Origin of the sequence: Duganella vulcania, assembly GCF_009857655.1 — a bacterium.
GTDB lineage: Bacteria > Pseudomonadota > Gammaproteobacteria > Burkholderiales > Burkholderiaceae_D > Rugamonas > Rugamonas vulcania.
In genome coordinates, this window is sequence record NZ_WWCX01000087.1 from 1 (window position 1) to 26,868 (window position 26,868).

Consider the following 26,868-nt stretch of genomic DNA (forward strand, 5'->3'; position numbering starts at 1 on the left):
GACTACATCGAGATGTTCTACAATCCGAAGCGCCGTCACGGATTTAATGACAGGCTTTCGCCAGCAGAGTATGAGCGAAGGCATTTTGAACGGCTCGCGGGTGTCTAGCAGACTCGTGGCGATTCAGGTAATCAATTGCAGACGTTCACCGCGTATGCAGGATTAGGTAATTTGATGCCTACGGAGATCATGAAGACCATCAACGTTTTACCTAAATGTGGCGCCAACCAAACAAGTAGTCGGTGTCTTTACTGCGAGCCTAAAGCTTTGCTCTGTCAGCACTTTTAGGTTAGAGCGCTCAGGCTCCCGAACGTGTAGGCGCTACGCCATGTACTGTCCGCCGTTGGCGCTGAAGGTGGCGCCGGTGATGTACCCGGCCTCGTCGCCCACCAGGAACCGCACCAGTCGCGCCACCTCCTCCGGCTGGCCCAGCCGCCCGACCGGGATCTGGGCCACGATCTTCTTCAACACTTCGTCCGGCACGGCGGCCACCATATCCGTCGCGATATAACCCGGCGCCACCGCGTTCACCGTGATGCCCTTGGCCGCCGACTCCAGCGCCAGCGCCTTGGTAAAGCCCAGCATGCCCGCCTTGGCCGCTGCGTAGTTGGTCTGCCCCAGCTGGCCGCGCTGGCCGTTGACCGAAGAAATCCCGACGATGCGCCCGAAGCCCTTTTCGCGCATCGGTCCGATCACGGCGCGGCACATGTTGAAGCAGGAACCCAGGTCGCTGGCGATCACCTCGTTCCACTGCTGTGGAGACATCTTGTGCAGCATGGTGTCGCGCGTGATGCCGGCGTTGTTGACCAGGATATCCACCGTGCCGCCCAGATCGCGCGTGACAGCGGCAACGCCGGCCGCGCAGGCCTCATAATCAGCCACGTCCCAGCGGTAGATCCTGATTCCGGTCTCGCTCTGGAAAGCCGTCGCGGCCGCTTCATTGCCGTGATAAACGGCGGCCACCTGGTAACCGCTGTCGGCCAGTCGGCGTGCGATGGCGGCGCCGATGCCGCGCGTGCCGCCGGTAACAAGTGCGATTCGTTGCATATTGCCTCCACAATCGGCTCCGCCATTCAATGTGCTTGTAGCTTGCATAACCACTCTCCTTGAGTCCAATCAGACATACTCATCTTAGCGCCGCAGTTGTCGCGCAATCTATGATCTGTATCAATATGGGGCGCAACTTGGCCCATCCATGAAAATGTCATGAAACCTCTACGCGGCAAGGCAGGTTTCCGTCATTGCCACACTCGCCGCGCCGGCGAATACTGAAGCAAATCCAGACCAGGAGACGGACATGAACACGACGGACAATAGGCGGAGGAAAATGATGATGATGCAACGAGTGTGGCGCGCGATCCGGTGGCTGGCGTTATTCTGGCCGCTGTTCAGCAGCGCCGGCACTTGCAGTATCCTGGTGTATCACCACTTCGGCCCCACCGCGGCGGACAGCATGACCACGACCACCGCTGTCTTCGCGGCCCAGATCGCGCAACTGCGCGCCCACGGCTACCGCATCGTGCCGCTGTCCGACCTGGTGGCGGCGCTGGCCATCCGGCAGCAGCGCGCCGGCAATCTGGTGGCCATCACGGTCGATGACGGCCACCGCTCCGTGTACAGCGAGCTCTATCCCTTGGCCCAACGGGAAAACCTCCCGCTAACCCTGTTCATTTATCCGAGTGCCATCGGCCGCGCCAGCTATGCCCTGGACTGGGAGCAGTTACGCACCATGCAAGCCGGCGGCAATATCGAGATCGGCTCGCATACCCAGTGGCATCCGAACTTCCGCCACGAACGCGCGCGGCTGAGCGCCGCCGACTACCAGCGTTTCGTCACGATGCAACTCACCCGTCCGCGCGATCTGCTGCGCCAACAGTTGCATGTCGAAGCACGCTACCTGGCCTGGCCATTCGGCATTGTCGATGCAGAACTGGAAGCGCAAGCCCATGAGGCTGGCTACAGCTCCGCCTTCGCATTGGGCAACCGCAACGCCACCAGCACCGATTCCTCCTTCGCACTGCCGCGCCATCTGATCGTCGACGCGGTCGGTGTCAAGGGGATGCTGGCCCGGCTGGCCCATGGACCGCAATGCGCGCCCTGAGCGCGCCAATTCCCGCCTATTCCATGTGGCTGTCCACCGACGAGAACGAGAACACGCGGTACAGCGGACAGAAGCTGAAGAGCGCCGTCAATAAAGGGACGACGCCGATCCAGCCCCAGACCCCGATATAACCCAGCAGCGTGGCGGCGATCAGTCCGATCCCCAGCGCCAGGCGCAGTGCACGGTCCACCGTGCCGACATTGCTTCCGATAGCCATGATGTTCTCCTTGACGGGTTGATTTAGCTCTAAGCAAGTCCAGTATGCATAGCGCGATTTGAAAAGTATTTGTCCCAAATCAAATTGTCCCCGCCCGCCGGTTAAGCTTCAAACTCGTAGGGATTTTGATTTGGATCATACAAATCCTTGCGCCAGATCCTTACGATGGTACGCACTACCTATCCTCGATAAGGAAACCGCCATGTGCTACAAGACCATCCTGGTGCAGGCCGATGCCGCCGATGCTACATCGTCGTGCGCCACGCTCGCAGCCCAGATCGCCATTACGGAACAAGCCCACCTGGTCGGCGTCTCCATGAGCGGGGTAGACCAGATGATCTACCAGTGCAATACCGCCGCGCCCGGCGTGGTGGTATTGCCTGCCGACCTGACCACGCTGACCACCCGCGCCGACGCCAGCCTGGCCGCCTTTGCCAAGCGCGTCGAGCACCTGGGCGTCGGCTCGTTTGAAACCCGCCGCATTGACGGCTTGCCCGATCTGGAGCTGCTGATGCAAGCCCGCTATGCCGACCTGCTGGTGCTGCGCCAGGCTGGCGCACCGGAGCAGACCCCCTATATGCCGGACAGCGCGCTGCAGTATGTGATACTCCACTGTGGCATGCCGGTGCTGGTGGTACCCTACGCCGGCGGCCCCGGCGAGATGGGGCGGCATCCGCTGCTGGCCTGGAACGGCAGCCCGGAAGCGGCGCGCGCCATCCATGCCGCCCTGCCCCTGCTCAAACGAGCCCGCCAAGTCACGCTGGCCGTGTTCAATGGCGAGGAGACCTGGGGCGCCCACGGCGAACTGCCCGGCGCCGACATGGCGACCTTCCTGGCCCGCCACGGCGTCCAGGTGGAAGTGGTGCAGCGCCAGACCCGGGAACCGGTGGGCGAGGCCCTGCTCTCGCTGGCCAGCGACATCCAGGCGGATCTGCTGGTGATGGGATGCTACGGACATTCGCGGCTGCGTGAAATCATCCTGGGCGGCGCCACGCGCGACATCATGCGCTCGATGACGCTGCCGGTCCTGATGGCGCACTGACGGAGGCGCCATGGAAACCCTGAGCGCAGCGGCCCGCGCCGACGTGCTGGCGATCATGGCCGGACAGCCTGACCTGACGCTGGCCACCATCCGCCCGGACGGCTATCCCCAGGCCACCACGGTCAGCTTTGCGCACGACGGCCTGACCATCTACATCGGGGTCGGCCTGGACAGCCAGAAGATGCGCAACATCTGCCATAACGACAAGGTATCGCTGGCGATCACCCTGCCCTACACGGACTGGCAGCATATCCGCGGCCTGTCGCTGTCCGGACACGCCACCGTGGTGAACGGCGATGCCGAGATTCAGCATGCCGCCGCCCTGATGACTGGCCGCTTCCCACAGCTGCGCCAAATGATGCGCGAGCCCGGTCCCCAGCCCTGGGCCGGCAATATGGCGCTGCTGCGCATCGAACCGGAAGTGATCTCGGTGCTGGATTACACACGCGGCTTCGGCCACACCGACCTCTACCGGGTAACGCCATGAGCACCGCTCCGCCGGGCAGGAAGTGGCGCTTGATCGTGCTGGCGGTTCTGTTGACGGCAGCCGCCTCCGGCCTGGCCTGGCACTACGCCGGCATCGGCGGTCGTACGGCGGGCGCGGCGGACGCGCTGACCTTGTCCGGCAATATCGAAGCCCACGAAAGCGTCCTCGGGTTCAAGACCGTGCAGTCGCGCATCGTGGCGCTGCCGTTCAACGAAGGCCAGTGGGTGGCCAAGGGCGCCACGCTGGCGGTGCTGGACGATGCCGACTACCAGCAGCAGATCGCCATCGCCGACGCCAACCGCGCGCTGCAGCAGCAACAGGCCGACACCGCGCGCCAGAACCTGGCGGCGGCCGACAAGATCATCGTCCTCGACGAAACCGAACTGGCGCAGCGACGGCTCGACCAGCGCCGCGCCCAGGACCTGGCGCGGCAAGGCTTTGTCTCGCCGTCCGCGCTGGACCAGAGCAACACCGCGCTGCAAGTGGCGCAGGCAGCGCTGGCGCGCGACCACGCCTTGCGCGCGGTGGCGGCGCACAATGTCAAGACCGCCCAGGCCGGCGTCCGCAGCGGCGAGGAAGTGGCGCAACTGGCGCGCATCGTGCGCGGCTACACCGTGCTGCAGGCGCCGTTCGACGGCGTGATCACGGTGCGCCAGGCCGAGTTGGGCGAAGTCGCGGTGCCCGGCACGCCGGTAGTCACCATCGCCGACCTGCAACACGTGTGGCTGCGCGCCTACGCCAACGAGACCGACCTGGGCAAGGTCAAGCTGGGCCAGGCCGTCTCGGTCACCACCGACAGCCGGCCAGGCAAGCACTACCAGGGCCGCGTTTCCTTCATCGCCGCCAAGGCCGAGTTCACGCCGAAGAGCGTGGAAACCCACGCCGAGCGCGTCACCCTGGTATACCGCCTGAAGATCGACCTGGACAATCCAGCCCACGAACTGCTGCCCGGCATGCCGGCCGACGCCCGCATCGAGCTGGCGGCAGCCGGCCGGCCATGAATCCCGCCCCCGTCCCCACCGGCCTGATCCAGGTCAGCGGCCTGTGCAAGCGCTTCGGCGCCAGCACGGTGGTGAACCGGCTGGCGCTCGACGTGCGTGCGGGCGAGATCTTCGGTCTGGTGGGCCCCGACGGCGCCGGCAAGACCACCGTGGTGCGCATGCTGGCCGGCGTGCTGCGTCCCGACGGCGGCAGCATCGTGATCGATGGCGTCGACGTCGGCGCCGATCCGGAGCGCGCCAAGCGCCACCTGAGCTACATGCCGCAGCGCTTCGGCCTGTACGAGGACCTTACCGTCGACGAGAACATCCGTTTTTACGCCGACCTGTTCGAGGTCGAGCGCCGCACCTGGCGCGCGCGCGCCGACCAGATGCTGGCCGCCTGCGGCCTGACCGAGTTCCGCGGCAGGCTGGTGGGCAAGCTGTCCGGCGGCATGAAGCAGAAGGTCGGGCTGACCTGCTCGCTGGTGCACACCCCGCGCATCCTGCTGCTGGACGAACCCACCACCGGCGTCGATCCGGTCTCGCGGCGCGAATTCTGGCAGCTGCTGTACGGCCTGCGCGCTGAGGGCGTGGCCATCCTGATCGCCACCGCCTACCTGGACGAGGCCGAGCGCTGCGACCGGCTGGCGCTGATGAATGAAGGCGCGGTCCTGATGAGCGACACCCCGGCCGCCCTCAAGGCGCGCATGCCGGGCCTGATCGTGGAGGTGCTGTCGCCGCAGCCGCGCGCCGTGCGCGACACCTTGGCGGGCCTGCCCGGCGTACTGGGCGTGCTGGTGGTCGGCATCGGCGCCCACATCCATCTGGACCAGCACGGGCGCGTGCCCCAACTCGGGCAAAGGCTGCGCGACGCCGGCGTGCCGGTCGAGCGCATCCGGGAGGTGCCGCCCACGGTGGAAGACCTGTTTGTCGCCGCGCTGGCCGCATCCAGCGAGCGGACGGCCGCATGAACGGCGCCGCGCCCCAGATCGTGGTGGAGGGCCTGGGCAAGCGCTTCGGCGCGTTCACCGCGCTCGACGGCGTCGGCTTCAGCGTGGCGCCGGGCGAGGTGATGGGCTTCCTGGGCCCCAATGGCGCCGGCAAGTCCACCCTGATCCGCATCCTGTGCGGCCTGCTGCGCCCGGGCGCCGGACGCGCCCTGGTGGCCGGCATCGACGTCGCGCGCGATCCGGAAGCGGTGCGCGCGCGCATCGGCTACATGTCGCAGCGCTTCTCGCTGTACAACGACATGAGCGTGGTGGAGAACCTGCGCTTCTTCGGCGGCGTGTACGGCGTGCCGCGCCAGCAGATGGCGGAGCGGGTGCGCTTCGCGGTGGAGATGGCGGGCCTGGACGGGCGCGAGGCCACGCTGGTGCGCACCCTGGCCGGCGGCTGGAAACAGCGCCTGGCGCTGGGCGCGGCCATCCTGCACCGGCCGCGCATCCTGTTCCTGGACGAGCCGACCTCCGGCGTCGACCCGGTCTCGCGCCGCCGCTTCTGGGACCTGATCCAGACCCTGGGCGGCGAAGGCGTCAGCGTCCTGGTCTCGACCCACTACATGGACGAGGCGGAATACTGCAACCGCATCGCGCTGATCAACCGCGGCCGCCTGATCGCGCTGGGCACGCCGCGCGAACTGAAGCAGCTGGCGATGGCGGACCAGGCCGACGCCGCGCGCGCTGCGGAGCCCACGCTGGAAGACAGCTTCGTACGCCTGGTGCAAGCCAGCGCCGCCGGGAGCGCGCCATGAGGCTGCGCCGCATCCGCGCCATCGCCGTCAAGGAAGCGCTGCAGATCGTGCGCGACCCGCGCAGCCTGATGATCGCCCTGCTGATCCCGGTGATGCAGATGTTCATGCTGGGCTATGGCATCAGCCTCGACATCAAGCACATCCCGTTGTGCGTGCTGGACCGCGAGGCCAGCCAGCCATCGCAGGCCATCGTCAAGCGCTTCACCGCCTCGCCCTATTTCGAAGTGGCCCGGGTGGCGGCGAACTACGCGCAGGTCACGCGCAGCCTGGACGATGGCGGCTGCCGCATCGCCTTGGTCATCCCGCCGGATTTCTCCAAGACCGTCAACGGCAGCGGCAAAGCGCCGCTGCAGGTGCTGGTGGACGGCACCGACTCCAACACCGCCAACATCGCCGCCAACTACGCGCGCGCCGTCATCTCCGGCTATTCGGCCGACATCCAGCTGCGCTCCGTGCAGCAGCGCGGCGGCCACCTGCAGACCACCACGCCGGTGGGCAGCGAGGCGCGGGTCTGGTACAACGAGGATCTGGTCAGCCGCAACTACATCGTGCCCGGCATCGTGGCGCTGGTGATGGCCATCGTCGGCGCCCAGCTGACGGCACTCACCATCGCCCGCGAATGGGAGCGCGGCACCATGGAGCTCCTGATCTCGACCCCGGTGCGGCCGATGGAACTGATGATCGGCAAGCTGCTGCCCTACTTCGTGGTCGGCATGGCCGACGCCGCGATCTGCCTGGTGCTGGCCGTGTTCTGGTTCGAGGTGCCGTTCCGAGGCGCGCTGTCCACCCTGTTCGTGACCACCAGCCTGTCCCTGGTGGTGGTGCTGTGCATGGGCTACTATGTCTCGGTGGCGATCCGCGGCCAGGTCGGCGCCAGCCAGGTGGCGCTGATCCTGACCATGCTGCCCACCACCCTGCTGTCCGGCTTCACCTTCCCCATCGAGCAGATGCCGCTGGCGGTGCGCGGCGTGACCTACCTGGTCAGCGCGCGCTACTACGTGCAGATCCTCAAGGCCACCTTCCTCAAGGGGTCCAGCGCCGCCGAGCTGGCGGCGCCGATCGCCTGCCTGCTGCTGTACGCGGCGGTCATCGTCTGGCTGGCCGCGCGCGCCTTCCGCAAAACGCTGGATTGAGACCATCATGCTGCGTCGCATACTCGAACTGCTGATCAAGGAATTCCGCGAACTGCGGCGCGACAAATCGGCCCGCTTCCGCCTGCTGATCCCGCCGCTGATCCAGATGCTGCTGTTCGGTTACGCCGCCACCTTCGAGATCTTCAATATCTCGACGGCGGTGCTGGACCTGGATCACAGCCAGGCCAGCCGCGCGCTGGTCAGCGCCTTCACCAGCAGCGGGCGCTTCAAGGTCACCGCCGTCGCCAGCCGCCAGGACGACGCGCGCGACATCATCGAAGGCAACCGGGCGCAGATCGCCGTGGTGGTGCCGCCCGGCTTTTCGGCATTGCTGGACAAGGGTCAGACCGCGCCGCTGCAGGTGCTGGTCGACGGCACCAATTCCAACACCGCCCTGATCGCGCTGGGCTATGTGGGCCAGATCGCGGGGGCCTTCGGCCAGTCGGTGGCGCTCGACCTGGGCCAGCGCAGCGGCAAGCTGCAAGGGCGGCCGCTGGCCGGCGCCGAGATGGTGGAGCGCTATTGGTACAACCCCAACCTGAACAGCCGCTGGTTCTTCGTGCCCGGCGTGATCGGCACCCTGACCCTGATCACCATCGTCAACCTGACCGCCTTCGCCATCGTGCGCGAGCGCGAGGTGGGCACGCTGGAGCAGCTGCTGGTGACGCCGATCCGTCCGTTCGAATTCATCATCGGCAAATGCCTGCCATTCTTCCTCATCGGGCTGGTACAGGTGACGCTGATCGCGGTGCTGGGTACGTTGTGGTTCGGCGTCCCGTTCAAGGGCAATCCGCTGGTGCTGCTGCTCGGGACCAGCCTGTTCCTGCTGAGCGCCCTGGCCATCGGCCTGCTGATTTCCACCCTGTGCAAGACCCAGCAGCAAGCCTTCGCCTCCAACTTCTTCGTCCTGAATCCGATGTTCATCCTGTCCGGTTTCAGCTTCCCGATCAGCAGCATGCCCGAGGCGCTGCAGTACCTGACCTGGCTCGATCCGTTGCGCTACTTCCTGGTGATCGTGCGCGGCACGTATATCAAGGGAGTGGGGCTGGATGTGCTGTGGCCGCAGATGGCCAGCCTGCTGGCGTTGGGCGGCGGCCTGCTGCTCATTGCCGTGCTGCGCTTTCGCAAATCGGTCGATTAGGCGAACCGCGCGCCGCACACCGGTGTATGCGCACGGCTCGCAGGTCAAGGCGGCGCAACGTTCCTGCCGCTCAACGCGGACTTGACCGCAGCCCAGTAGCTTTCACTGATGGGAAGCTGATGACCGCAGCGCAACGCCACCACGTCGGTTCGCTCCTGTATCTGGCGCAATCCGAGTACCTGGTCGCGCCTGACCAGTATGCGGCGATGGATGCGCAGGAATTCGTCGGGATCCAGGTATTTGACCAGCTCAGTGAGCGTGGTACGGTGCATCAAGGTATGGTGCGCGAGATGCAGTTCAACATAATTACCGGCGGTCTCGATCCAGCGCACGTCCTTCAAGGCGACCCGGTCCATCCGCCCTACCGACCTGACGATCAATTCACTCCAGAACCCTGGCGCGGGATCGGTAAACTGGCGCAAGGCACGGGCGTATGTGGCGCGTTGTTCCAGCAACACCTGGGCGCGGGCAATCGCTTGATGCAGGCGCGGCTCACTGACGGGCTTGACGATATAGTCCAGGGCATGGACATCGAAGGCATCCAGGGCATGCCCGCGGTGCGCGGTCGCGAATACGATCAGCGGCGGCAATTCCCGCTGGCTCAGGGAACGCGCCATTTCCAGCCCGGACTCTTGCGGCATCTGCACATCCAGCAGTATCAGGTCCACTTCGTTCGCTTGCAGAAAGTCGCGGGCACTGGCCGCGCTTGGGCATTCGCCCGCCACCTCCCATTCGGCCAGCGGCGCAAGCGCCAGCCGTAAATTGGTGCGCGCGTGCGCCTCGTCGTCCACAATCAGAATTTTAAAAGTCATGCTCAGTCCATCACCTGCCATGGGAGTCGCAGTCCGGCCACAAACCGCCCATCGATCCGCGCGATATCCAGCGCAGCCAGGTTGCCGTAGGCCAGCAGCAGCCGGGCCCGGATTCCCCGCAGGCCGATCCCCAGTCCCGCAGTCGGCGCCACGTGATCGGAGATCGGATTGCTGACACTGACCAGCAAGAACTCGCCTTCGCGCGCGAACTTGACGCTGATATCGCTGCTGCCGCCGTGACATTCAAGATCATGCCGCAAGGCGTTCTCGACCAGCGGTTGCAACAGCATGGGCGGACACTCCACTTCCTCATCCAGCACATGCTCCCCCTCGATGCTGACGCGCAGCCGGGCGCCAAAACGCAGATGCTGCAATTCCAGATAATCCAGCACGAACTGCAGCTCCTGCTTCAGGCTGACCCAGTCGCGCTCACTGCTCAACAGCGCATACTGCAGCAGATCGCCTAAGCGCGACAGCCCGTCCAGGGCGACAGGCTTGTCGTCGGTCCTCACCATGGCGCCGATTGCACTGAGCGTATTAAAGATGAAATGCGGTTCCAGCTGCCCGCGCAGCGCAGCCAGCCGCTGCCGCTCCAGCGACAAGCGCATGGTGGCCAGCTCGCGGGTTTGCTGCTGCCGCTGCTGCCACAGCAAGCCGGCCACCACTACACCAAATGCCAGGGTCAACAGGATAAACACCACAAACCACTCGAATTTATCCATTGAAATCCAGTAGTGCCAGGCGTTGGCCAGCGTGGGCGCCAGGTCGAACTTGAAGCAGCGCCGGAAGGCTAAGCCGAGCATGGCCACCGGCCAGCACAACGTCATGTACAACAGATAGCCGCGCACGATGAGGCGCCGGTTGCCGAGCCAGCGAGGGTGGCGTTGGTAGATCAGGTAAAGCGCGTAGCTTTGCACCATCATCACCGCATAGCCGCACCACCACCCCAGCGTCATCATCCAGTAGCTGCGGACATCGCGGTCATGCGCCGCGTCGCCGTACGTGCTCACCCCGGCCACTGCGCACAGCAGCGTCCAGAGGCCGAAATTCGTCAAAAACGCGCGTGATTTTGCGGACATAGGCAGCGATATCAATATTTGTGGCGGAGTATAGCAGTCCGAATTGCCGGTTCCTCCCCAAAAAACCGGGCTTCGTCACTCTTCGTCCGGGTTCGGGGCCAAGGCCTGCCACTTCGTCCCACAGGCGCAGGCACTCGTCACACGCCGCTAGAGCGACCGCACAGCGTCGGCTACGCTGGCGGCTCTTCAACTTCCGTCACTACCATCATGCGTCTTTCCATATTGCGGCCAGTTCCCCTTCTCGTCCTGAGCTTTGCCGCCGCCGCCAGCGACGACACGCCCCCGTTGCAGCAAGTTGAGGTGCGGGGACCGGGCAGCGGCCAGTTGCGCCGCGACGACGCCGTCGGCCGCATCGTGGTTGGCCGCGACGACCTGCAGCGCTACGGCGAAACCACCTTGGCGGACGCGCTGAAGCGTCAACCGGGCATCAGCATCGTCGGCACCGAAATCCGCATGCGAGGCCTCGGCGGCGGCTACACCCAGATTTTGATTGACGGCCAGCCGGCGCCGGCCAACTTCGACATCGCCACCCTGTCGCCGGAGCTGATCGAGCGCGTCGAGATCCAGCGCAGCGCGCAAGTGGATGCCAGCGCACAATCGGTGGCTGGATCGATCAACATCCTGTTGCGCAAGGCCGCCGGCGCGCCCCGGCGCACCGCCAAGCTGAGCGCGGACCGTCAGGCGGGCGAGACCAGCCCCACGGCGACGGTCCAGTGGACGGAGCGCAGCGGCGCGGTCGGCTACGGCGTCACCGCCACCGCCAGCGAGTCGCGCAGCAGGCAACAGACCGGTACCGACGAGCGCACCACCGATGCCGGCGCCACCTCGCTGCGCCGGCTGGCGGACGACGACCGTAACCATACCCGCCGCCTCAGCGCCGCGCCGCGCGCGGACGTCAAGCTTGACGGCGGCAATTCGCTGACCTGGCAAGGCCTGGTGGACTTGTCGCAGGTCGATGCGCGCGGGGTGCAGTCCGAGACGACACTGCTGGGCGCGTCCACCGCGTCCCCGGAGTCCAACTGGCGCGGGGTGTTCAAGAACTGGCTGGTCAAGTCCGACCTGAGCTGGATGCAGCGCTTCGACACCGGCAAGCTGACGCTGAAAGCCGGGATCGAGGCGAATCACCGCGACGGCGACTACCTGTTCCACGGCATCGACCCGCAAGGCACCCCATGGCTGAACCGCGCAGTGGACTCGCGGGCCGATGAGCGCCGCGCCACCACCAGCGGCAAATACCTGGCGCCGTTGATGGCCGGTCACGACATCGCGATCGGCTGGGACGCTTCCGACGTGCGGCGCGAAGAGGGCCGCCATCAGCGCGACACCGGGCCGTCGGGGCCCGGCAGCCCTCCCCTGTACCGGCTGGACCAGGACTACAACGCCAGCGTGGAACAACTGGCGCTGTTCGCGCAGGACGAGTGGAGCGTCACCCCGCGCCTGCAGGCGTATCTCGGACTGCGCTGGGAAGGCTTGGATACCCGCACCTGGGGGCCAGGCGACGCCGCGACCGCGTCGCGGGTGTGGAGTCCGGTGGTTCAGGTGGTGTGGAAGCTGCCCGATAGTACGCGCGACCAGTTGCGCGTGGCGCTGGCACGCACCTACAAGGCGCCGCAGCCGCGCGACCTGGTACCGCGGCGCTACACCGTCAACAACGACAACGGACCGACGCAGCCGGACTACCAGGGCAATCCATCGCTGCGCCCCGAGCTGGCTTGGGGATTGGACGCGGCGCTGGAGTCATATTTTGCGCGGGATGCCATGGTCAGCGTGTCCGCGTACGCGCGGCGCATCCAGGATGTCGTGCAGCTCAGGCTGTGGCAAGAGGATGGGGTCTGGGTCAGCAGCCCGGCCAACGGCGGCGTGGCCAATGTCCACGGCATTGAAGTCGACGCGCGCGTGCCGTTCAAGCCTTCGGCGGCCGGCGGCACCACGGCCGAACTGCGCGCCAACCTGAGCCGGAACTGGTCGCGCGTCGAGGGCCTCGCCGGCCCCGACAACCGCCTCGGCAACCAGGCGCCGCTGACGGCCAACGTCGGGCTCGATATGCAGATGCCGCGAGGCGTCACCGCCGGCACGAATTTTCGTTTAGTCGGCGGATGGCGCGCCCGCACATCGCAGTCGCTGGTGCAGGAGACCGGCGTCGTTCGTGAACTGGAAGCGTATGCATCCTGGCCGGCCGCCGGCGGCCGGCTACGCCTGACGCTGGCCAATTTGCTGCAGTCCACGCGGCACTCCGGCCAACGATACAATGACGGGCTATATGCGAGCACGCGCCTTTCCGCCGGTACGCAGCGCCCCGTTGTTCGTATCCAGTACGAGATGCAGCGATAAAGCCGATGCCTGCCTGGTCCGCCCGGATGCCAGGGCCACCGGGCTTGACCCATCACGAGGGAAAATTCATAATGCAAAAAAACCAAGTGAGGTGGTGTTCACAATGAATTCCGTCGCTGACATCAACGCAGCGGTGTCTGCGGGCTCGACCAGATCCCCGCGATGACTTGCAGCGCGCATCCAAGCGCGGTCATGGAGCCGTGCGGCGTCTGCGGTGAACCCATGTGTCCGGTCTGCGCGTGCGAAAACTGCCGCAACAACGTCGACAAAGCGAATCCACTGCGCGTCGCTTCGTGGAACATCAAGACACTCGGCAAGCAGTTTCTCCACCAGGAGCCCGCCGTCACGACGCTGCTGGCCGCCATCATGCTGCGCATGAACGCCGATGTCATCTGTCTCATGGAGGTGATGGAGGGCTTCGGCCCCAAGCACGCCGTCAGCATCGTCGAGAAAATGAAGGAGCTATCGGACACGCCGTGGCGCTTGCGTTTCCCCGGCACCTACACCGGCGCCGGCGGACGCAATGGGCTGGAGACCTACGCCGTCGTCTACAACGAGCAGCTTTTCGAGCTGGCCAGCTTCGAACTGGTCGGCGACGAGTTCGGCTACTCCAGGGACGCGTCGGGCAAGCGCCAGGTCGATCCGACTTCGACCGTCAAGACCCGGCGACCCGCGCAAGCCATATTCCGCCCCCAGCGCACATGCTCGCACTTCGCGCTGTATCCCGAGTTCCGCGTGATCATCTTCCACGCGCCTTCGGTCGCGGACAAGGACTACGTTGTCGCCTGCCACGCGATCAAGGCGCTCGGGAACCTGCCGGTCTTCGCCAAGCCGGACAAGTTTCCGTACACGATACTCTGCGCGGACTTCAACCTCGACGAGGAGGCCGCAAACCATGTCCGCCGTCGCGAGGTTCAAGTCCACGGCGGCATGGATATCAAGTCGAGGGAGGATGCCGCGCGCGACATCGACCGATACAACCGCGCCTATCAAACCTACCTGGATACGCTGAATACCCTGGAAGAACACAGGCAAGCGCTCGCCAATGCCCTGCAGGGGCAGGATCCGACCGCAGAGATCGTGCAACAGCTGCTGGACCTGCGGATGTGGAACGCAGAGTACGAGGCGGCGCAGAAAAGCAAGGGCAAGAGGCGTCAGGCCAGGATGGTGAAGGCGGATGAGCAGCGTCACGAGACCCGCAAACTGTTGGCGCAATCCGACCTGGACCCACGACGGGGCGACGCCATAGCGTTCTGCAAACGTCGCGAACAGCTCGAGCAGGAAGTGGTGGACGCCGCAGAGTGGCTGGCACAGGCCGAGGCGCTGGCCGGTCCCGATCTGCCCACCGATGAAGAGGAGGTGCTCGCGGCGGCCGAGGCGGCATTCGAACCGCTCACCAGCGCCGACATGCTCTCCAATCTTGGCTATTCGGACGATTTTCGTACAACGCTGCGCATGTCGGTCCACATGGCCTGCACGCGGCAGCGGGGTGCGACATACTATGACAAGGAGCTCACACTCGAGAACTTCGTCTACTCGAACTTCGACCAGGTGCTGGTGCGGACGCCCGAGGGTTACGCGTGGGGCGACATCAAGCCCCAAGTGATAAATCTCCTCGGCGCAGTGATGCCCGAGGACGTACGCGACAGGCTGGAGATCGACGAGAAACCGCCCGAGCCGCTACCTTCCGGCATGCCGCGGCAACTGTGGGCCCGATTGCTCGAGCTCGCCTCTAGCGAGGCCTCGCAGCATGAGAACCTCAGGTCGAACTTCGGCGAGAATTATGCCAGTATAAACCCCGACGACATCGAAATCGGGACCCCAAACTCATCTGTCGACGAGAGCGGCGACGATGAAGACCTTGTGGAGCGTGACTACGGGCCCATCGATGACGAGTTCCTCCGTGACTTTCTTGAGGAACCCAGGGTGCTCGCGGCGGCGCTGGTCACGTCGTTCAAGCGCTTCGTGGACATGAACAACAGCCATCCGCACATCGAGCTCATCCGCCGTGAGGCGGAGGCGTCGGCTTTGGAGGAGGATCCGATCGCGGATTTCTTTAACAAGGACCACATCTGGGCAAACAGAGCCACGAGAAACGCCGTCGAGCACATTCCCGAAGACCAGAAACAACGCCTGTTCGAGATCAACGTCTACCTCGCACTCGCGAACGTGCTGAGCGACCACCTTCCCGTCATCGTCGAGATCGACATGGTCAAGCCTGAATGGCGCCCGGTGGTTCAGCCGGTGCGGCCCCGCTTTCCGGCGCTGCTGGACCTGTCCGCGTTCTTGCCCATCGAGTACTGTACAAGCGCTCGCAGGCAAACCCCCTGCCCGAATTTCGCGAACTGTTGCGGCACCTGCGACGAACAGACATCGTTGACGACCTCGGATGGGTGCCTCACCGGCTATCAGCTCGTGCAGGCCGCCGCGCGGGTGTGCCGACAGTTCCTCGACGCGAACAACAGCCAGTTCGCCGCATGGATGCTCAATAATTCGCCGCTCTGGATCTGCGGCGGCAACGCTTGGACAATCATGGCCGGCCACTTGCTCCATGTGAAGAGCCGCAGCAGTGCGTTCGCGATCGCGCAGGACACCGAGTACTTTTGGAAAAATCCATGCATCCTCATCGGTCGCGACCGCATCCAGATCGACCGGGAGCTCTGCTCGGTCCGCAATACGCTTGCCGCCCGCAAGCATCCACGAATTCTCTTTGCCAAGGCCAAGGCCAAGAGGAACTCGACGGCGGCCCAGCCGGTTGTGGACACCGTAGACGACGATGACAGCGACATCCTGGATGTGGCCGAAGACGAGGGCAACGACAAGAACGACTGGAGCTACCCCAGGATCGCGCGAGAATTCGCCCGCAGAGACCCGGTCGAGTTTGCCAAACTCGCACTCGGATTCCTGCAGACCGGCCTATGTAAAACCGGGGATGCCGCGTACCGCCAGGCGCTCGCCGCCCTGCTGGTGACGATGTTCGGCGTGGAGGCGAACAAGGACAACTCGACCTACCTGACCGGCATCCTGGTGTTGCTAGGCATCCAAGAGAAGCGCTACACGATAGCCGAAGTGTTTTCCCAGGTCGATCCGGCCAACGAATGCAACCTCGCCGGGAGTCTCGGGCTGTTCCCGCTCGCATCGTCCGACCGCTCGAACCTGGAGGGCAAGCGCCGATGCCTCCAGGGCAAAGCGGTGAGCACGGACGCACCCTGGAACGAGGCCAGGATCATGGAGGCCATGCTCAACATCCAGCCGCGCTGCCGGGACGACATCATGCTCAAAAAGGAGATGGTCCTTTTGGTCGACACCGTGCGGGCACGATACACGCTTCATCGTCTGTGCACAGCGAAGACCCTGCTGCAGATCGTCGAGCAGTACTGGATCGGCCTGCTTGTCAAGTACTATGGCGACCCATGGCGATGATCCGCATCGACTCACAGCGGCTCGCGGCACTCGCGACGAAGCGGGCCGACGCCTTCGTCGACGCGCTGGTTGCCGAGGCCCCGCATGTGCCGGGCGGCGGCGATCCCCGGCCTGTCGTGCTCGCCGGGATCGAGGCCGCCATCGCGCGCGGATTCCGCACGCCGGACGGAATCCGTGAATTCGTGCGCCGGATCTTCGTGCTCGGCGCCGCGTATTACGAGCACCCATGCGTGCGCGACTGGATCGGCGAGCTTGGCCTCACGGAGGAGGAGCGGCTGGCCGTCGTCGACGCGCGCGCCGACGAACTGCGCGCGTCGACGACTTGACAGCCCATCTGTTCCAGCCTACGCTATCCGGGTTATCGACCAAGCTTCCCCGATGAAGACCACCCGTTTCACACGCCTCCTGACGGCCATCGTCGCGCTTTTCAGCATGCTGTACATGCAGCTTGCTGTGGCGTCGTACGTCTGCCCTGGTGTGCCGGCGGGAAGCCAGGATGGTCCGGTGGCCATGGTCGACATGCCCGACTGCCAGGACATGGATGCCGCGCAGCCCCAGCTGTGCCATCTGCATGCCAACGGCGAGCCCGCCAAACAGTCGCTCGACAACTCCGCGTCCGACGTGCCGCCATTCGTGCCGAGCGCGCTGATACTGGAACTGCAACTGGTCGACGCCGTCCTGCTGCCGGACGCCGCGTCCTACCGTCCTGTGGCCCTGACGCGCACGACCGCCCCGCCTGTCGCCATCCGCAACTGCTGCTTCCGCATTTGATCCACCAGATCGCCTAGTCCGTCATCGCATCGCCGAACCCGGCGCGCGCGATGTTGTCTATCGCTTTCTGGAGGTACCATGTCATCCCCGTGTTTCGCGCATCGTCATGCGCCGGCCGGCAGTTTGCGCAAACTGTCGCAGATCAAAATCGCATTCGCGCTTCTGCTGGCCGCTTACCCCGCGCTGGCGCAGGCGCAGCAGCTCACACTGGGCCAGGCCCAACAACTTGCGGTCGCCCGCTCGCGCCAGCTGAGCGCGCAGGACCACGCCGCCGACGCCGCGCACGAGATGGCGATCGCGGCCGCCCAGTTGCCCGACCCCGTCCTCAAGGTGGGCATCGACAACCTGCCCGTCAACGGTTCCGACCGGCTGACCATCGGCAGCGACTTCATGACCATGCGCCGCATCGGCGTGTCGCAGGAATTGACGCGCGCCGACAAGCTGCGCTGGCGTTCCGCGCGCCTCGAGCGTGAAGCGGACAAGGCCCAGGCCGAGAAGCAAGCCGCCACCGCCGCGATCCAGCGCGACACCGCGATCTCCTGGCTGGAGGTTTTCTATACCGACCAGATGGCCGGCGCCATCACCAAGCAGACCACGCTGGCACGCCAGGAAATCGAAGCGGCCGAGGCAGCCTACCGTGGCGGACGCGGCAGCCAGGCCGACATCCTGGCGGGCCGCTCCGCCCTGCTCGCCCTTGATGACCGCGGCAGCGAAATCGCGCGCCGTCTAAGCGTCGCCCGGACGGTGCTGGCCAGGTGGACCGGCGCGGAGGCTGCGGTGGCCGGCAAGCCCGATATCGGCACCATCCGCATGGACGCCGCCGAGCCGGGCGCCCTCCTCGCCCACCACCCGCAGGTTGCGGTGTTGACCCGGCAACAGGACATCGCACAGGCCGACGCCAATCTGGCCCAGGCGAACCAGCGCAGCGACTGGAGCGTGGAGGTCGCGTTCCAGCAGCGCGGCGCGGCCTATTCGAACATGGTGTCGATCGGCATATCGGTGCCGCTGCAATGGGACAGGAAGCACCGCCAGGACCGCGAGCTGGCCGGCAAGCTCGCGCTGGTGGAACAAGCCAAGGCCGAGCGCGATGAAATGCTGCGCGGCCACGAGGCCGAGGTCCGCACTCAGATCGTCGAATGGCAGAGCGGCAAGGAGCGGCTGTCCCGCTACACGCGCGACACGCTGCCGCTGGCCAGCGAACGCAGCGAGGTCGTGCTGGCTGCCTACCGGGGTGGCAAGGCAACGCTGGCCGAGGTGCTGGCGGCAAGACGCAACGAAATAGAAACCCGTCTTCAGGCGTTGCAGCTTGAGCTCGACACAGCGCGGCTTTGGGCGCAGCTGAATTTCCTTGTCCCCGAGGACTCGGCCACCGGCCACGCAAGCAATAACCGTCAACAGGAATCCAAATGAAGAACACGAAGATACTTGCGCTGCCGGTCGCGCTCGCCATTGCCGCAGGCGGATACGGGGCCTACCGGTTGGGCGCGTCCCAGGCCGTGAAGTCCATGCCGGCGGCGCCGGCCGCAGCCAGGAAACCGCTCTACTGGCAGGATCCGATGGTTCCCGGACAGAAGTTCGACAAGCCAGGCAAGTCGCCCTTCATGGATATGCAACTGGTCCCGGTCTATGGCGGCGCCGATGGCGACGACGGCAGCATCACCATCAGCCCCCGCGTCCAGCAGAACCTGGGCGTGCGGACGGCGCTGGTCATGCGCGGCAGGCTGCCCTCCGGCGTGGCCGCGGTCGGGAGCGTCGCGTACAACGAGCGCGACGTGGCGCTGGTCCAGGCCCGCAGCAACGGGTTCATCGAGCGCCTGTATGTGCGCGCTCCCCTCGATCCGGTGAGGAAGGGACAGCCGCTGGCCGAGCTGTACGTGCCCGACTGGATCGCGGCGCAGGAAGAATACCTGGCGGCCCGCCGCATGCAGGGTGGCGACACCGCATCGCTGGTTGATGGCGCACGCCAGCGCATGCGCCTTGTCGGCATGAGCGACGCGCAGATCCAGCTGGTCGAGTCGAGCGGCAAGGTTCACCCGCGCATCACGATGACCGCGCCGGCCAGTGGTGTCGTCGCCGAGCTCGGCGCCCGCGAAGGCATGACCGTGGCGCCGGGCGCGCTGCTGTTCCGCATCAACGGCCTGTCGACCGTGTGGGTCAACGCCGAGGTGCCCGAAAGCGTGGCGGCCAGGGTGCGGCCAGGCGACGCAGCCGAGGCCCGCGCGCAGGCGCTGCCGGGCAGCGTCTTCAGCGGCAAGGTTGGCGCGGTGCTGCCCGAAGTGAGCGCGGCCACCCGCACCCTCAAGGCGAGGATCGAGCTGGCCAATCCGGGTGGGCAGCTGGTGCCCGGCATGTACGCCTCGGTCACCTTCGGCTCCAGCCGCGGGGCCGACGTGCTGCTGGTTCCATCCGAGGCGGTGATCCAGACCGGCACCCGCAGCGTCGTGCTGCTGGCCCAGGATGGCGGAAAGTTCCAGCCGGTCGATGTCGAACCGGGCGCCGAAGGCGATGGCATGACCGAGATCCGCAAGGGCCTGGCGGCCGGGCAGAAGATCGTCCTGTCGGGCCAGTTCCTGCTGGACTCCGAGGCCAGCCTGAAGGGCACGGCCACCCGCATGGGCGATGCGCCGGCCATGCCACTTCCCCGCGACGACGGCCGCGGCGAAGCCATGCCGATGGGAGCGAAGAAATGATCGCGAAACTGATACGCTGGTCCATCGTCAACCGCTTCCTGGTCCTGCTGGCGACCGTCTTCATCGCCGCCTGGGGCGTGTGGTCGCTGGCGCGCACGCCGCTCGACGCCATCCCGGACCTGTCGGACGTGCAGGTGATCATCCGCACCAGCTATCCGGGCCAGGCGCCGCAGATCGTGGAAAACCAGGTGACCTATCCGCTGACCACCACCATGCTGTCGGTGCCCGGCGCGAAGACCGTGCGCGGCTATTCCTTCTTCGGCGATTCCTTCGTCTACATCCTGTTCGAGGACGGCACCGATCCCTACTGGGCCAGGTCGCGCGTGCTCGAATACCTGAACCAGGTGCAGTCGCGCCTGCCGGCGCAGGCCAAGACCGCGTTGGGCCCGGACGCGACCGGCGTGGGCTGGATCTACGAATACGCGCTGGTCGACCGCAGCGGCAAGCTCGACTTGTCGCAGCTGCGCGCCTACCAGGACTGGTTCCTCAAGTTCGAGCTCAAGACGGTGCCCAACGTCTCCGAGGTGGCCAGTATCGGCGGCATGGTGCGGCAATACCAGATCGTGCTCGATCCCGACAAGCTGCGCGCCTACGCCATCCCGCATGGCGCGGTGATCGAGGCGGTGCAGCGGGCCAACCAGGAGGCCGGCGGCTCCGTGATGGAGCTGGGCGAGGCGGAATACATCGTGCGCGCATCGGGCTACCTGCAGTCGCTCGACGACTTCCGCAAGATTCCGCTGACAGCCACGGAGGCCGGCGTCCCGGTGCGCCTGGGCGACGTGGCGCGCGTGGAGCTGGGGCCGGAGATGCGGCGCGGTATCGCCGACCTCAACGGCGAAGGCGAAGTGGCCGGCGGCGTTATCGTCATGCGCTCCGGGAAGAACGCGCTGGAGACCATCGACGCGGTCAAGGCCAAGTTCGCCAAGCTCAAGGCGAGCCTGCCGGCCGGCGTGGAGGTGGTCCCGGTGTACGACCGTTCCAGCCTGATCAAGCGCGCGGTCGACAATCTCGGGCACAAGCTGGTCGAGGAATTCATCGTCGTCGCGCTGGTTTGCGCGATCTTCCTGTTCCATCTTCGTTCCGCGCTGGTGGCCATCGTGTCCCTGCCGCTGGGCATATTGATGGCCTACATCGTCATGTCCTACCAGGGCGTGAACGCCAACATCATGTCCCTGGGCGGCATCGCCATCGCCATCGGCGCCATGGTCGACGCGGCGGTTGTAATGATCGAGAACGCCCACAAGCACATCGAGGCCTGGAACCACGCCCATCCCGGCCGCAAGCTGGCCGGCGAAGAACAATGGACCGTGATCGGCGACGCGGCGGCCGAGGTCGGCCCGGCGCTGTTCTTCTCGCTGCTGATCATCGTGCTGTCCTTCATCCCGGTGTTCACGCTGGAGGCGCAGGAAGGCCGCCTGTTCGCGCCGCTGGCGTTCACCAAGACCTATGCGATGGCGGCCGCGGCCGGCCTGGCCGTGACCCTGATCCCGGTGCTGATGGGCTACCTGATACGCGGCCGCATCCCGGACGAACAGAAGAACCCGCTGAACCGCTGGCTGATCGCGCTCTACCGGCCGTCGCTGGAGGCGGTGCTGCGCCGGCCCAAGGCCACGCTGGTGGCGGCCGGCGTGATCGCGCTGGCGACCGCCTGGCCGATAGCGCGCCTGGGCGGCGAGTTCATGCCGCCGCTGGACGAGGGCGACCTGCTGTACATGCCGTCCGCCCTGCCCGGCATCGGCGCCGGCAAGGTCGCGCAACTGCTGCAGCAGACAGACCGCCTGATCAAGACGGTGCCGGAGGTGCAGACGGTGTTCGGCAAGGCCGGCCGGGCCGAGTCCGCCACCGATCCGGCGCCGCTGGAGATGTTCGAGACCACCATCCAGTTCAAGCCGCGCGACCAGTGGCGGCCCGGCATGACGCCCGACAAGCTGGTCGAAGAGCTCGACCGCACCGTCAAGGTGCCGGGCCTGTCCAACATCTGGGTGCCGCCGATCCGCAACCGCATCGACATGCTCGCCACCGGCATCAAGAGCCCGGTCGGCGTGAAGGTGGCCGGCGCCAGCCTGCGGGAGATCGACCGCATCACCGGCGAGATCGAGCGGGTCGTCAAGGGCGTGCCGGGCGTCTCGTCCGCGCTCGCCGAGCGGCTCAACGGCGGGCGCTATGTCGACATCCATATCGACCGCGACGCGGCGGCCCGCTACGGCCTGAACATCGCCGACGTCCAGAGCCTGGTGTCGAGCGCCATCGGCGGCGACAACATCGGCGAGACGGTCGAGGGCTTGCAGCGCTTCCCGATCAATGTGCGCTATCCGCGCGAGGTGCGCGACTCGGTCGAGAAGCTGCGCGACCTGCCGATGCTGACCGCGCGCGGCGCGCAGATCCGGCTGGGCGACGTGGCCGCGGTCCGCATCGTCGACGGCCCGCCCATGCTCAAGAGCGAGAACGCGCGCTTGTCGGGCTGGGTGTATGTCGACATCCGCGGCCGCGACCTGAGCGCCGCGGTGCGCGAGATGCAGCAGCGGGTCGCCAGCGAAGTCACGCTGCCGGCCGGCTATTCGGTGTCCTGGTCCGGGCAGTTCGAGTACCTGGAGCGCGCCACCGCCAAGCTCAAGGTCGTGGTGCCGATGACGCTGCTGATCATCTTCCTGCTGCTTTACCTGACCTTCAAGCGCCTCGACGAGGCGGCGCTGATCATGGCGACCTTGCCGTTCGCGCTGGCCGGCGGCATCTGGCTGCTGTGGGCGCTGGGGCACAATCTGTCGGTGGCGAGCGGGGTCGGCTTCATCGCCCTGGCCGGCGTGTCGGCCGAATTCGGCGTGATCATGTTGCTGTACCTGAAGCACGCCTGGGACGCCCGGCTGGCGCGCGGCGCTGGCGGCGAGGCCGACCTGCTGGAGGCCATCCGCGAGGGCGCCGTGCTGCGCGTGCGGCCGAAGGCGATGACCGTGGCCGTGATCATCGCCGGCCTGGTGCCGGTCATGATCGGCTCGGGCACCGGCTCCGAGGTGATGCAGCGCATCGCCGCGCCGATGGTCGGTGGCATGATCACCGCGCCGCTGTTGTCGATGTACGTCGTGCCCGCCGCATATTTTCTAATGCGGCGTAGAAACCTGCGAAATCATGCTATTGTTGCCACAGTTCCCAGCCCGGAGGCACTATGCAAGGATGGATTACTCCCCTCAGATTAGTCTCGTACCTGGTCATTTTGCTGATGTTCGCCGCGATCGTGTACGCGGCGGTCATCTCGTGCCGGTACTGGCCTGCCATCTCGGTCTAGGACGGCGCCATGAACAAACGACAGGCACGCCTGTTCGCGGTGGGTTCCACCGTGATTGCCACGGTGGCCTTCCTGGGCTTGACCCTCGACAGCCACCGCCAGTTTTCCCGCCTCACCAACGCCGACAAGAATACGCCCCAGGTCATGCGGGGCAAGGATGTGTGGCACGCCAATAACTGCATCAACTGCCACACCCTCTTCGGCGAGGGCGCCTATTACGCGCCGGACCTGACCAAGATCACCAAATTGCGCGGCAGCGCCTACCTGACCGCGTACCTGAAAGACCCGTCCAAATTCTACGACGAGACGCGCCACCGGCGCCTGATGCCGAAACAGGACATCAGCGATACGGACATTGCGGCATTGATCGCGTTTCTCGACTGGGTGTCGAACGTCGACAACCAGGGCTGGCCGCCGCGCCCCATCCTGGTGACCGGCGCCGCCTTCGCCGCCACCGATGCGCCGGCCGCCGCGGCGCCGCCGGCGGCGAGCGGCGACAATCCCATCGCCCTGGGGGAACGCGTCTTCCGCAGCGCGGTGCCCGCGTGTACCGCGTGCCACTCCACCGCGCCCGGCGTCAACCTGGCCGGTCCTTCGCTGGCTGGCCTGGTCGGGCGCGCCAGCGCCCTGCTGGCCAGCGGCGGCTACCAGGGCAAGGCCACCGATGTCGAAGGATATATCCGCGAGTCCATCACGTCCCCCAGTGCGCATATCGTGCCCGGCGCCATGTACTCGGCCAACGGCCAGTCCTTCATGCCGGACACTTTCGGCAAGAGCTTGTCACAGGAACAGATCACCCAGCTGGTCGCCTATCTATCGTCGCTGAAATAAGCACCGTTGCCCAGCCACGCGCCGTTGCCTCATTCCTTTGCGGAGTTTTTTTATGAGATATAAGTCGCAGTCCGTCGCTTATTGGTACTTCGCCGTCGCCTTGGCCCTGTTCGGGTTGCAACTGGTCTTCGGCTTGCTGTCGGCGGCCAAGTATATCGGCCCCGATCCCCTGCTCTACATCCTGCCGTTCGACGTCACCAAGGTGATCCACACCAACCTGCTGATCGTCTGGGTGATCTGCGGTTTCATGGGCGCGACGTACTGGATGGTGCCGGACGAATCCCGGACCGAACTGCACAGCACCAGGCTGGCCTACATCCAATTGGTGCTGTGGGTGCTGATGGGCGTGACCGCGATCATCGGCTACCTGTTCCGCTGGGGAACCGGCAACAAGCTGCTGGAACAGCCGCTGCCGCACAAGCTGGTGATCGTCGTCGTCATGCTCATGTTCCTCTACAACGTAGGCATGACCATCAAGAAGTCCGGCCGCCTGACCACCACCGAAGGCGTGCTGCTGTGCGGCCTGGGGCTGGCCGCCGTCCTTTACCTACCGGCGCTGCTACACTACGAAAACTACACCGTGTCGATCTTCTACCGCTGGTGGACGATACACCTGTGGGTCGAAGGCGTGTGGGAAATGATACAGGGCGGCTTCCTGGCCTATCTGCTGATCCGCCTCTCGGGCGCCGACCGCGAGGTGATGGAGAAATGGCTGTACGTGATTGTCGGCCTGGTCTTTATCGCCGGCGTACTCGGCACCGCCCACCATTACTACTGGGTCGGGGTGCCGGCCTACTGGCTGCCGATCGGCGGCGTCTTCAGCGCGCTCGAGCCCGTGGCCCTGGTCGGCATGGCCATCTATGCGTATTCGGCCATCAAGCGCTCGGGCGTGGCCCATCCCAACAAGCTGGCGCTGCACTGGACCGTGGGCAGCGCCGTGTTCACCCTGTTCGGCGCCGGCCTGCTGGGCCTGGCGCACACTTTCCCAGCCGTGAACAAATGGACCCACGGCACCCTGATCACGGCCATGCATGGCCACGCGGCGTTCTACGGCGCGTATGCGATGATCGTGCTGGCCATGATCAGCTACGCCGCGCCGAACCTGACGCAGCGCCCCGAGGAAGGCACGGCGATGGGGTACTGGGCGTTCTGGCTGCAACTGGGCGGCATGTTCGGCATGACGCTCTCGTTCGCCACGGCCGGCATCGGCCAGGTGTACCTGGAGCGCATCATGGGGCTGGGCTTCCTCGATACGCAATTGAAGATACAGATACACTTCGTCATGCTGCTGGCGACCGCCTCGCTGTTCGCGGTCGGCGTGGCGTTGTTCATTATCGATTTCTTCCGCTTCGTACCGCGCTTGCGTGAAGTGCAGGGCGCGCCGTCATGATGCGGGACGATCCCGGTGCCGCACCGCCCTACTACCTGGAAAACGCTGGCGAAGTGGCCCTGTTCGAGCAATGCCACCAACGCCAGCTCGCCGTCATGCTCAAGGGGCCCACCGGCTGCGGCAAGACGCGGTTTGTCGAGTACATGGCCTGGCGCCTGGGGCGGCCGCTCGTCACCATATCTTGCCACGATGACCTCAGCACCTCCGACCTGGTCGGCCGCTTCCTCATCGGCCCGGAGGGCACCACGTGGCACGACGGCCCCTTGACCCGCGCCGTCCGCGAGGGCGCCATCTGCTACCTCGACGAGGTGGTGGAGGCGCGCCAGGACACGGTGGTTGTGCTCCACCCGCTGAGCGACCATCGGCGCGTGCTGCCCATCGACAAAACCGGAGAGACCGTGCCGGCGGCGCCGGGTTTTCAGCTGGTTGTATCCTACAACCCCGGCTACCAGCGCATGCTCAAGGATATGAAACCGTCCACGCGCCAGCGCTTCGTCGCCTTTGATTTCGACTTTCCGCCGTTCGAGCGCGAGGCCGCCATCGTCGAGCACGAGGGGCAGGTGAAACCCGACCTGGCCGTGGCGCTCGTCACGCTGGGAAACCGGCTGCGCCAGCTGCGCGACCGCGGCCTGGCCGAGGTACCCAGCACGCGCCTGCTGATCGCCGCCGCCCGCCTGATCGCCGGCGGCATACCGGTCACCGATGCTTGCTACGCGGCGATCGTCGCACCGCTGTCCGACGAACCGGCCCTGGTGGGCGCCATGCGGGACCTGGTCGGCGCCAGTTTCAACTAGCCATGGCGGAGGCGGAAGACGTCATTACCGATGCCGCGCTGCACGCCACCACGTTCATGCAAGCGTACTGGCGGCGCCACCGGCCGCGCGCCGGGGTGCGCCAGCTGGAATTGAGCGATGTGGCGCCGCGCCTGGATCTGCTGGCGCATGCCGTGTTCGGCCGCGTCTTCCCGCTGCATCCCTCGCAGCCGCCGCCGCCCCGCACCTTCCTCGACAAGCTCCTGCGCCGCCACGAAGCACCGCCAGCCAGCAGTGCGCTGCCGGCCACCGATGGCGGCGGCATCTGGCTGCCGCGCGCGATCGTGGTCGACACGACGGAAACAGCGGCGCTGTCACGCTACCGCCTGATGCTGCTGCTGCAGGCCATGCGCGCCGCACGCGGCAGCGCCTTGCACTACCCGTGGCGGGAGAATGCCTGGGTGCGGGCCTGCTATCACCTGCTCGAGGCGCGCGCGGCCGACGCGCAACTGGAACGGCTCCTGCCGGGACTGGCCGGCACGCTGCGCGACTTCCGCCTGGGCGCCCTAGCCGCCCGGCCGGCCCTGGCCTCATTGGCTCCGCCGCTGTGGCCGATGGAACAAGCGCTGCGGGCCATGCTGGCCGATGCGTCCGCGCC

General features: G+C 65.9%; 23 protein-coding genes and 1 pseudogene. 20 read left to right on the forward strand and 4 right to left on the reverse strand.

What is annotated here, in order from left to right; genetic code table 11:
- On the forward strand, positions 1–108 hold a 108-nt coding region (locus GTP90_RS28315; protein WP_161083488.1), incomplete at its 5' end, for an IS3 family transposase.
- A gap of 213 nt (positions 109–321) precedes the next feature.
- Here GTP90_RS28315 and phbB read toward each other — a convergent pair.
- Positions 322–1,047: an acetoacetyl-CoA reductase gene (gene phbB, locus GTP90_RS28320; protein WP_161086647.1), complete on the reverse strand. Its 726-nt coding sequence runs from the start codon at positions 1,045–1,047 to the stop codon at positions 322–324.
- Between the two features lie 283 nt (positions 1,048–1,330).
- On the opposite strand from phbB, the gene GTP90_RS28325 reads away from it, so the two are divergent.
- A complete protein-coding gene (locus tag GTP90_RS28325; RefSeq protein WP_161086648.1) occupies positions 1,331–2,101 on the forward strand; it encodes a polysaccharide deacetylase family protein in 771 nt (256 codons plus the stop codon).
- Between the two features lie 16 nt (positions 2,102–2,117).
- On the opposite strand, the gene GTP90_RS28330 is transcribed toward GTP90_RS28325, so the two are convergent.
- Complete coding sequence (locus GTP90_RS28330) at positions 2,118–2,318, reverse strand: YgaP family membrane protein (protein ID WP_175048268.1); 201 nt, start codon at positions 2,316–2,318, stop codon at positions 2,118–2,120.
- A 202-nt stretch (positions 2,319–2,520) separates the two neighbouring features.
- Between GTP90_RS28330 and GTP90_RS28335 the strand changes: the two genes are divergently transcribed.
- From GTP90_RS28335 to GTP90_RS28365, 7 genes are read left to right on the forward strand one after another with little or no spacing between them, the layout of a single operon-like run.
- On the forward strand, positions 2,521–3,360 hold the full coding sequence (locus GTP90_RS28335; protein WP_161086649.1) for a universal stress protein: 840 nt from the start codon (positions 2,521–2,523) through the stop codon (positions 3,358–3,360).
- 10 nt (positions 3,361–3,370) lie between these two features.
- Complete coding sequence (locus GTP90_RS28340) at positions 3,371–3,847, forward strand: pyridoxamine 5'-phosphate oxidase family protein (RefSeq protein WP_161086650.1); 477 nt, start codon at positions 3,371–3,373, stop codon at positions 3,845–3,847.
- Entirely contained in the window at positions 3,844–4,848 is a 1,005-nt protein-coding gene (locus GTP90_RS28345) for an HlyD family secretion protein (RefSeq protein WP_161086651.1), read from the forward strand. The genes GTP90_RS28340 and GTP90_RS28345 overlap by 4 nt, the downstream gene beginning before the upstream one ends.
- The gene (locus GTP90_RS28350; RefSeq protein ID WP_161086652.1) at positions 4,845–5,798 is read left to right on the forward strand and encodes an ABC transporter ATP-binding protein; all 954 of its coding nucleotides are present in this window, start codon (positions 4,845–4,847) and stop codon (positions 5,796–5,798) included. The genes GTP90_RS28345 and GTP90_RS28350 overlap by 4 nt, the downstream gene beginning before the upstream one ends.
- Entirely contained in the window at positions 5,795–6,577 is a 783-nt protein-coding gene (locus GTP90_RS28355; RefSeq protein ID WP_161086653.1) for an ABC transporter ATP-binding protein, read from the forward strand. Before GTP90_RS28350 ends, GTP90_RS28355 begins: the two co-directional genes overlap by 4 nt.
- Positions 6,574–7,710: an ABC transporter permease gene (locus tag GTP90_RS28360; protein WP_161086654.1), complete on the forward strand. Its 1,137-nt coding sequence runs from the start codon at positions 6,574–6,576 to the stop codon at positions 7,708–7,710. The genes GTP90_RS28355 and GTP90_RS28360 overlap by 4 nt, the downstream gene beginning before the upstream one ends.
- Positions 7,711–7,717: 7 nt before the next feature.
- Complete coding sequence (locus GTP90_RS28365) at positions 7,718–8,851, forward strand: ABC transporter permease (protein ID WP_161086655.1); 1,134 nt, start codon at positions 7,718–7,720, stop codon at positions 8,849–8,851.
- A 44-nt stretch (positions 8,852–8,895) separates the two neighbouring features.
- On the opposite strand, the gene GTP90_RS28370 is transcribed toward GTP90_RS28365, so the two are convergent.
- Both GTP90_RS28370 and GTP90_RS28375 read right to left on the reverse strand, forming a co-directional pair.
- Positions 8,896–9,663, reverse strand: coding sequence for a LytR/AlgR family response regulator transcription factor (locus tag GTP90_RS28370; protein ID WP_161086656.1), 768 nt, complete (start codon positions 9,661–9,663; stop codon positions 8,896–8,898).
- Positions 9,664–9,665: 2 nt separating this feature from the next.
- Entirely contained in the window at positions 9,666–10,742 is a 1,077-nt protein-coding gene (locus tag GTP90_RS28375; protein ID WP_161086657.1) for a sensor histidine kinase, read from the reverse strand.
- Positions 10,743–10,949: 207 nt separating this feature from the next.
- On the opposite strand from GTP90_RS28375, the gene GTP90_RS28380 reads away from it, so the two are divergent.
- The 11 genes and pseudogenes from GTP90_RS28380 to GTP90_RS28430 form a co-directional block, all read left to right on the forward strand.
- On the forward strand, positions 10,950–13,073 hold the full coding sequence (locus GTP90_RS28380; protein WP_254452093.1) for a TonB-dependent receptor plug domain-containing protein: 2,124 nt from the start codon (positions 10,950–10,952) through the stop codon (positions 13,071–13,073).
- Positions 13,074–13,295: 222 nt separating this feature from the next.
- On the forward strand, positions 13,296–16,496 hold the full coding sequence (locus tag GTP90_RS28385) for an exonuclease/endonuclease/phosphatase family protein (protein ID WP_161086658.1): 3,201 nt from the start codon (positions 13,296–13,298) through the stop codon (positions 16,494–16,496).
- Positions 16,487–16,822: a hypothetical protein gene (locus tag GTP90_RS28390; RefSeq protein ID WP_161086659.1), complete on the forward strand. Its 336-nt coding sequence runs from the start codon at positions 16,487–16,489 to the stop codon at positions 16,820–16,822. The genes GTP90_RS28385 and GTP90_RS28390 overlap by 10 nt, the downstream gene beginning before the upstream one ends.
- Before the next feature lie 52 nt (positions 16,823–16,874).
- Complete coding sequence (locus GTP90_RS28395; RefSeq protein ID WP_161086660.1) at positions 16,875–17,267, forward strand: hypothetical protein; 393 nt, start codon at positions 16,875–16,877, stop codon at positions 17,265–17,267.
- 78 nt (positions 17,268–17,345) lie between these two features.
- Complete coding sequence (locus GTP90_RS28400; protein ID WP_161086661.1) at positions 17,346–18,677, forward strand: TolC family protein; 1,332 nt, start codon at positions 17,346–17,348, stop codon at positions 18,675–18,677.
- Positions 18,674–19,957 carry an efflux RND transporter periplasmic adaptor subunit gene (locus tag GTP90_RS28405; RefSeq protein ID WP_161086662.1) on the forward strand — a complete coding sequence of 428 codons (1,284 nt, stop codon included), beginning with the start codon at positions 18,674–18,676 and terminating at the stop codon, positions 19,955–19,957. Before GTP90_RS28400 ends, GTP90_RS28405 begins: the two co-directional genes overlap by 4 nt.
- The gene (locus tag GTP90_RS28410; protein ID WP_161086663.1) at positions 19,954–23,148 is read left to right on the forward strand and encodes an efflux RND transporter permease subunit; all 3,195 of its coding nucleotides are present in this window, start codon (positions 19,954–19,956) and stop codon (positions 23,146–23,148) included. The genes GTP90_RS28405 and GTP90_RS28410 overlap by 4 nt, the downstream gene beginning before the upstream one ends.
- Positions 23,149–23,246: 98 nt before the next feature.
- Positions 23,247–24,068 carry a c-type cytochrome gene (locus GTP90_RS28415; protein ID WP_161086664.1) on the forward strand — a complete coding sequence of 274 codons (822 nt, stop codon included), beginning with the start codon at positions 23,247–23,249 and terminating at the stop codon, positions 24,066–24,068.
- A gap of 52 nt (positions 24,069–24,120) precedes the next feature.
- Entirely contained in the window at positions 24,121–25,458 is a 1,338-nt protein-coding gene (locus GTP90_RS28420) for a cbb3-type cytochrome c oxidase subunit I (protein WP_161086665.1), read from the forward strand.
- Complete coding sequence (locus GTP90_RS28425) at positions 25,455–26,252, forward strand: CbbQ/NirQ/NorQ/GpvN family protein (RefSeq protein ID WP_161086666.1); 798 nt, start codon at positions 25,455–25,457, stop codon at positions 26,250–26,252. The genes GTP90_RS28420 and GTP90_RS28425 overlap by 4 nt, the downstream gene beginning before the upstream one ends.
- A 56-nt stretch (positions 26,253–26,308) precedes the next feature.
- A pseudogene (locus GTP90_RS28430) lies at positions 26,309–26,868 on the forward strand (nitric oxide reductase activation protein NorD); the annotation flags it as partial.

What these genes read in the sequence shown, in the direction of transcription:
- GTP90_RS28420 (WP_161086665.1), top strand. Translation starts at nt 24,121, where the DNA reads ATGAGATATAAGTCGCAGTCCGTCGCTTATTGGTACTTCGCCGTCGCC.
- GTP90_RS28355 (WP_161086653.1), top strand. Translation starts at nt 5,795, where the DNA reads ATGAACGGCGCCGCGCCCCAGATCGTGGTGGAGGGCCTGGGCAAGCGC.
- phbB (WP_161086647.1), bottom strand. Translation starts at nt 1,047, where the DNA reads ATGCAACGAATCGCACTTGTTACCGGCGGCACGCGCGGCATCGGCGCC.
- GTP90_RS28415 (WP_161086664.1), top strand. Translation starts at nt 23,247, where the DNA reads ATGAACAAACGACAGGCACGCCTGTTCGCGGTGGGTTCCACCGTGATT.
- GTP90_RS28360 (WP_161086654.1), top strand. Translation starts at nt 6,574, where the DNA reads ATGAGGCTGCGCCGCATCCGCGCCATCGCCGTCAAGGAAGCGCTGCAG.
- GTP90_RS28385 (WP_161086658.1), top strand. Translation starts at nt 13,296, where the DNA reads ATGTGTCCGGTCTGCGCGTGCGAAAACTGCCGCAACAACGTCGACAAA.
- GTP90_RS28400 (WP_161086661.1), top strand. Translation starts at nt 17,346, where the DNA reads ATGTCATCCCCGTGTTTCGCGCATCGTCATGCGCCGGCCGGCAGTTTG.
- GTP90_RS28345 (WP_161086651.1), top strand. Translation starts at nt 3,844, where the DNA reads ATGAGCACCGCTCCGCCGGGCAGGAAGTGGCGCTTGATCGTGCTGGCG.
- GTP90_RS28395 (WP_161086660.1), top strand. Translation starts at nt 16,875, where the DNA reads ATGAAGACCACCCGTTTCACACGCCTCCTGACGGCCATCGTCGCGCTT.
- GTP90_RS28335 (WP_161086649.1), top strand. Translation starts at nt 2,521, where the DNA reads ATGTGCTACAAGACCATCCTGGTGCAGGCCGATGCCGCCGATGCTACA.
- GTP90_RS28370 (WP_161086656.1), bottom strand. Translation starts at nt 9,663, where the DNA reads ATGACTTTTAAAATTCTGATTGTGGACGACGAGGCGCACGCGCGCACC.
- GTP90_RS28330 (WP_175048268.1), bottom strand. Translation starts at nt 2,318, where the DNA reads ATGGCTATCGGAAGCAATGTCGGCACGGTGGACCGTGCACTGCGCCTG.
- GTP90_RS28375 (WP_161086657.1), bottom strand. Translation starts at nt 10,742, where the DNA reads ATGTCCGCAAAATCACGCGCGTTTTTGACGAATTTCGGCCTCTGGACG.
- GTP90_RS28365 (WP_161086655.1), top strand. Translation starts at nt 7,718, where the DNA reads ATGCTGCGTCGCATACTCGAACTGCTGATCAAGGAATTCCGCGAACTG.
- GTP90_RS28410 (WP_161086663.1), top strand. Translation starts at nt 19,954, where the DNA reads ATGATCGCGAAACTGATACGCTGGTCCATCGTCAACCGCTTCCTGGTC.
- GTP90_RS28390 (WP_161086659.1), top strand. Translation starts at nt 16,487, where the DNA reads ATGGCGATGATCCGCATCGACTCACAGCGGCTCGCGGCACTCGCGACG.
- GTP90_RS28380 (WP_254452093.1), top strand. Translation starts at nt 10,950, where the DNA reads ATGCGTCTTTCCATATTGCGGCCAGTTCCCCTTCTCGTCCTGAGCTTT.
- GTP90_RS28340 (WP_161086650.1), top strand. Translation starts at nt 3,371, where the DNA reads ATGGAAACCCTGAGCGCAGCGGCCCGCGCCGACGTGCTGGCGATCATG.
- GTP90_RS28425 (WP_161086666.1), top strand. Translation starts at nt 25,455, where the DNA reads ATGATGCGGGACGATCCCGGTGCCGCACCGCCCTACTACCTGGAAAAC.
- GTP90_RS28325 (WP_161086648.1), top strand. Translation starts at nt 1,331, where the DNA reads ATGATGATGCAACGAGTGTGGCGCGCGATCCGGTGGCTGGCGTTATTC.
- GTP90_RS28350 (WP_161086652.1), top strand. Translation starts at nt 4,845, where the DNA reads ATGAATCCCGCCCCCGTCCCCACCGGCCTGATCCAGGTCAGCGGCCTG.
- GTP90_RS28405 (WP_161086662.1), top strand. Translation starts at nt 18,674, where the DNA reads ATGAAGAACACGAAGATACTTGCGCTGCCGGTCGCGCTCGCCATTGCC.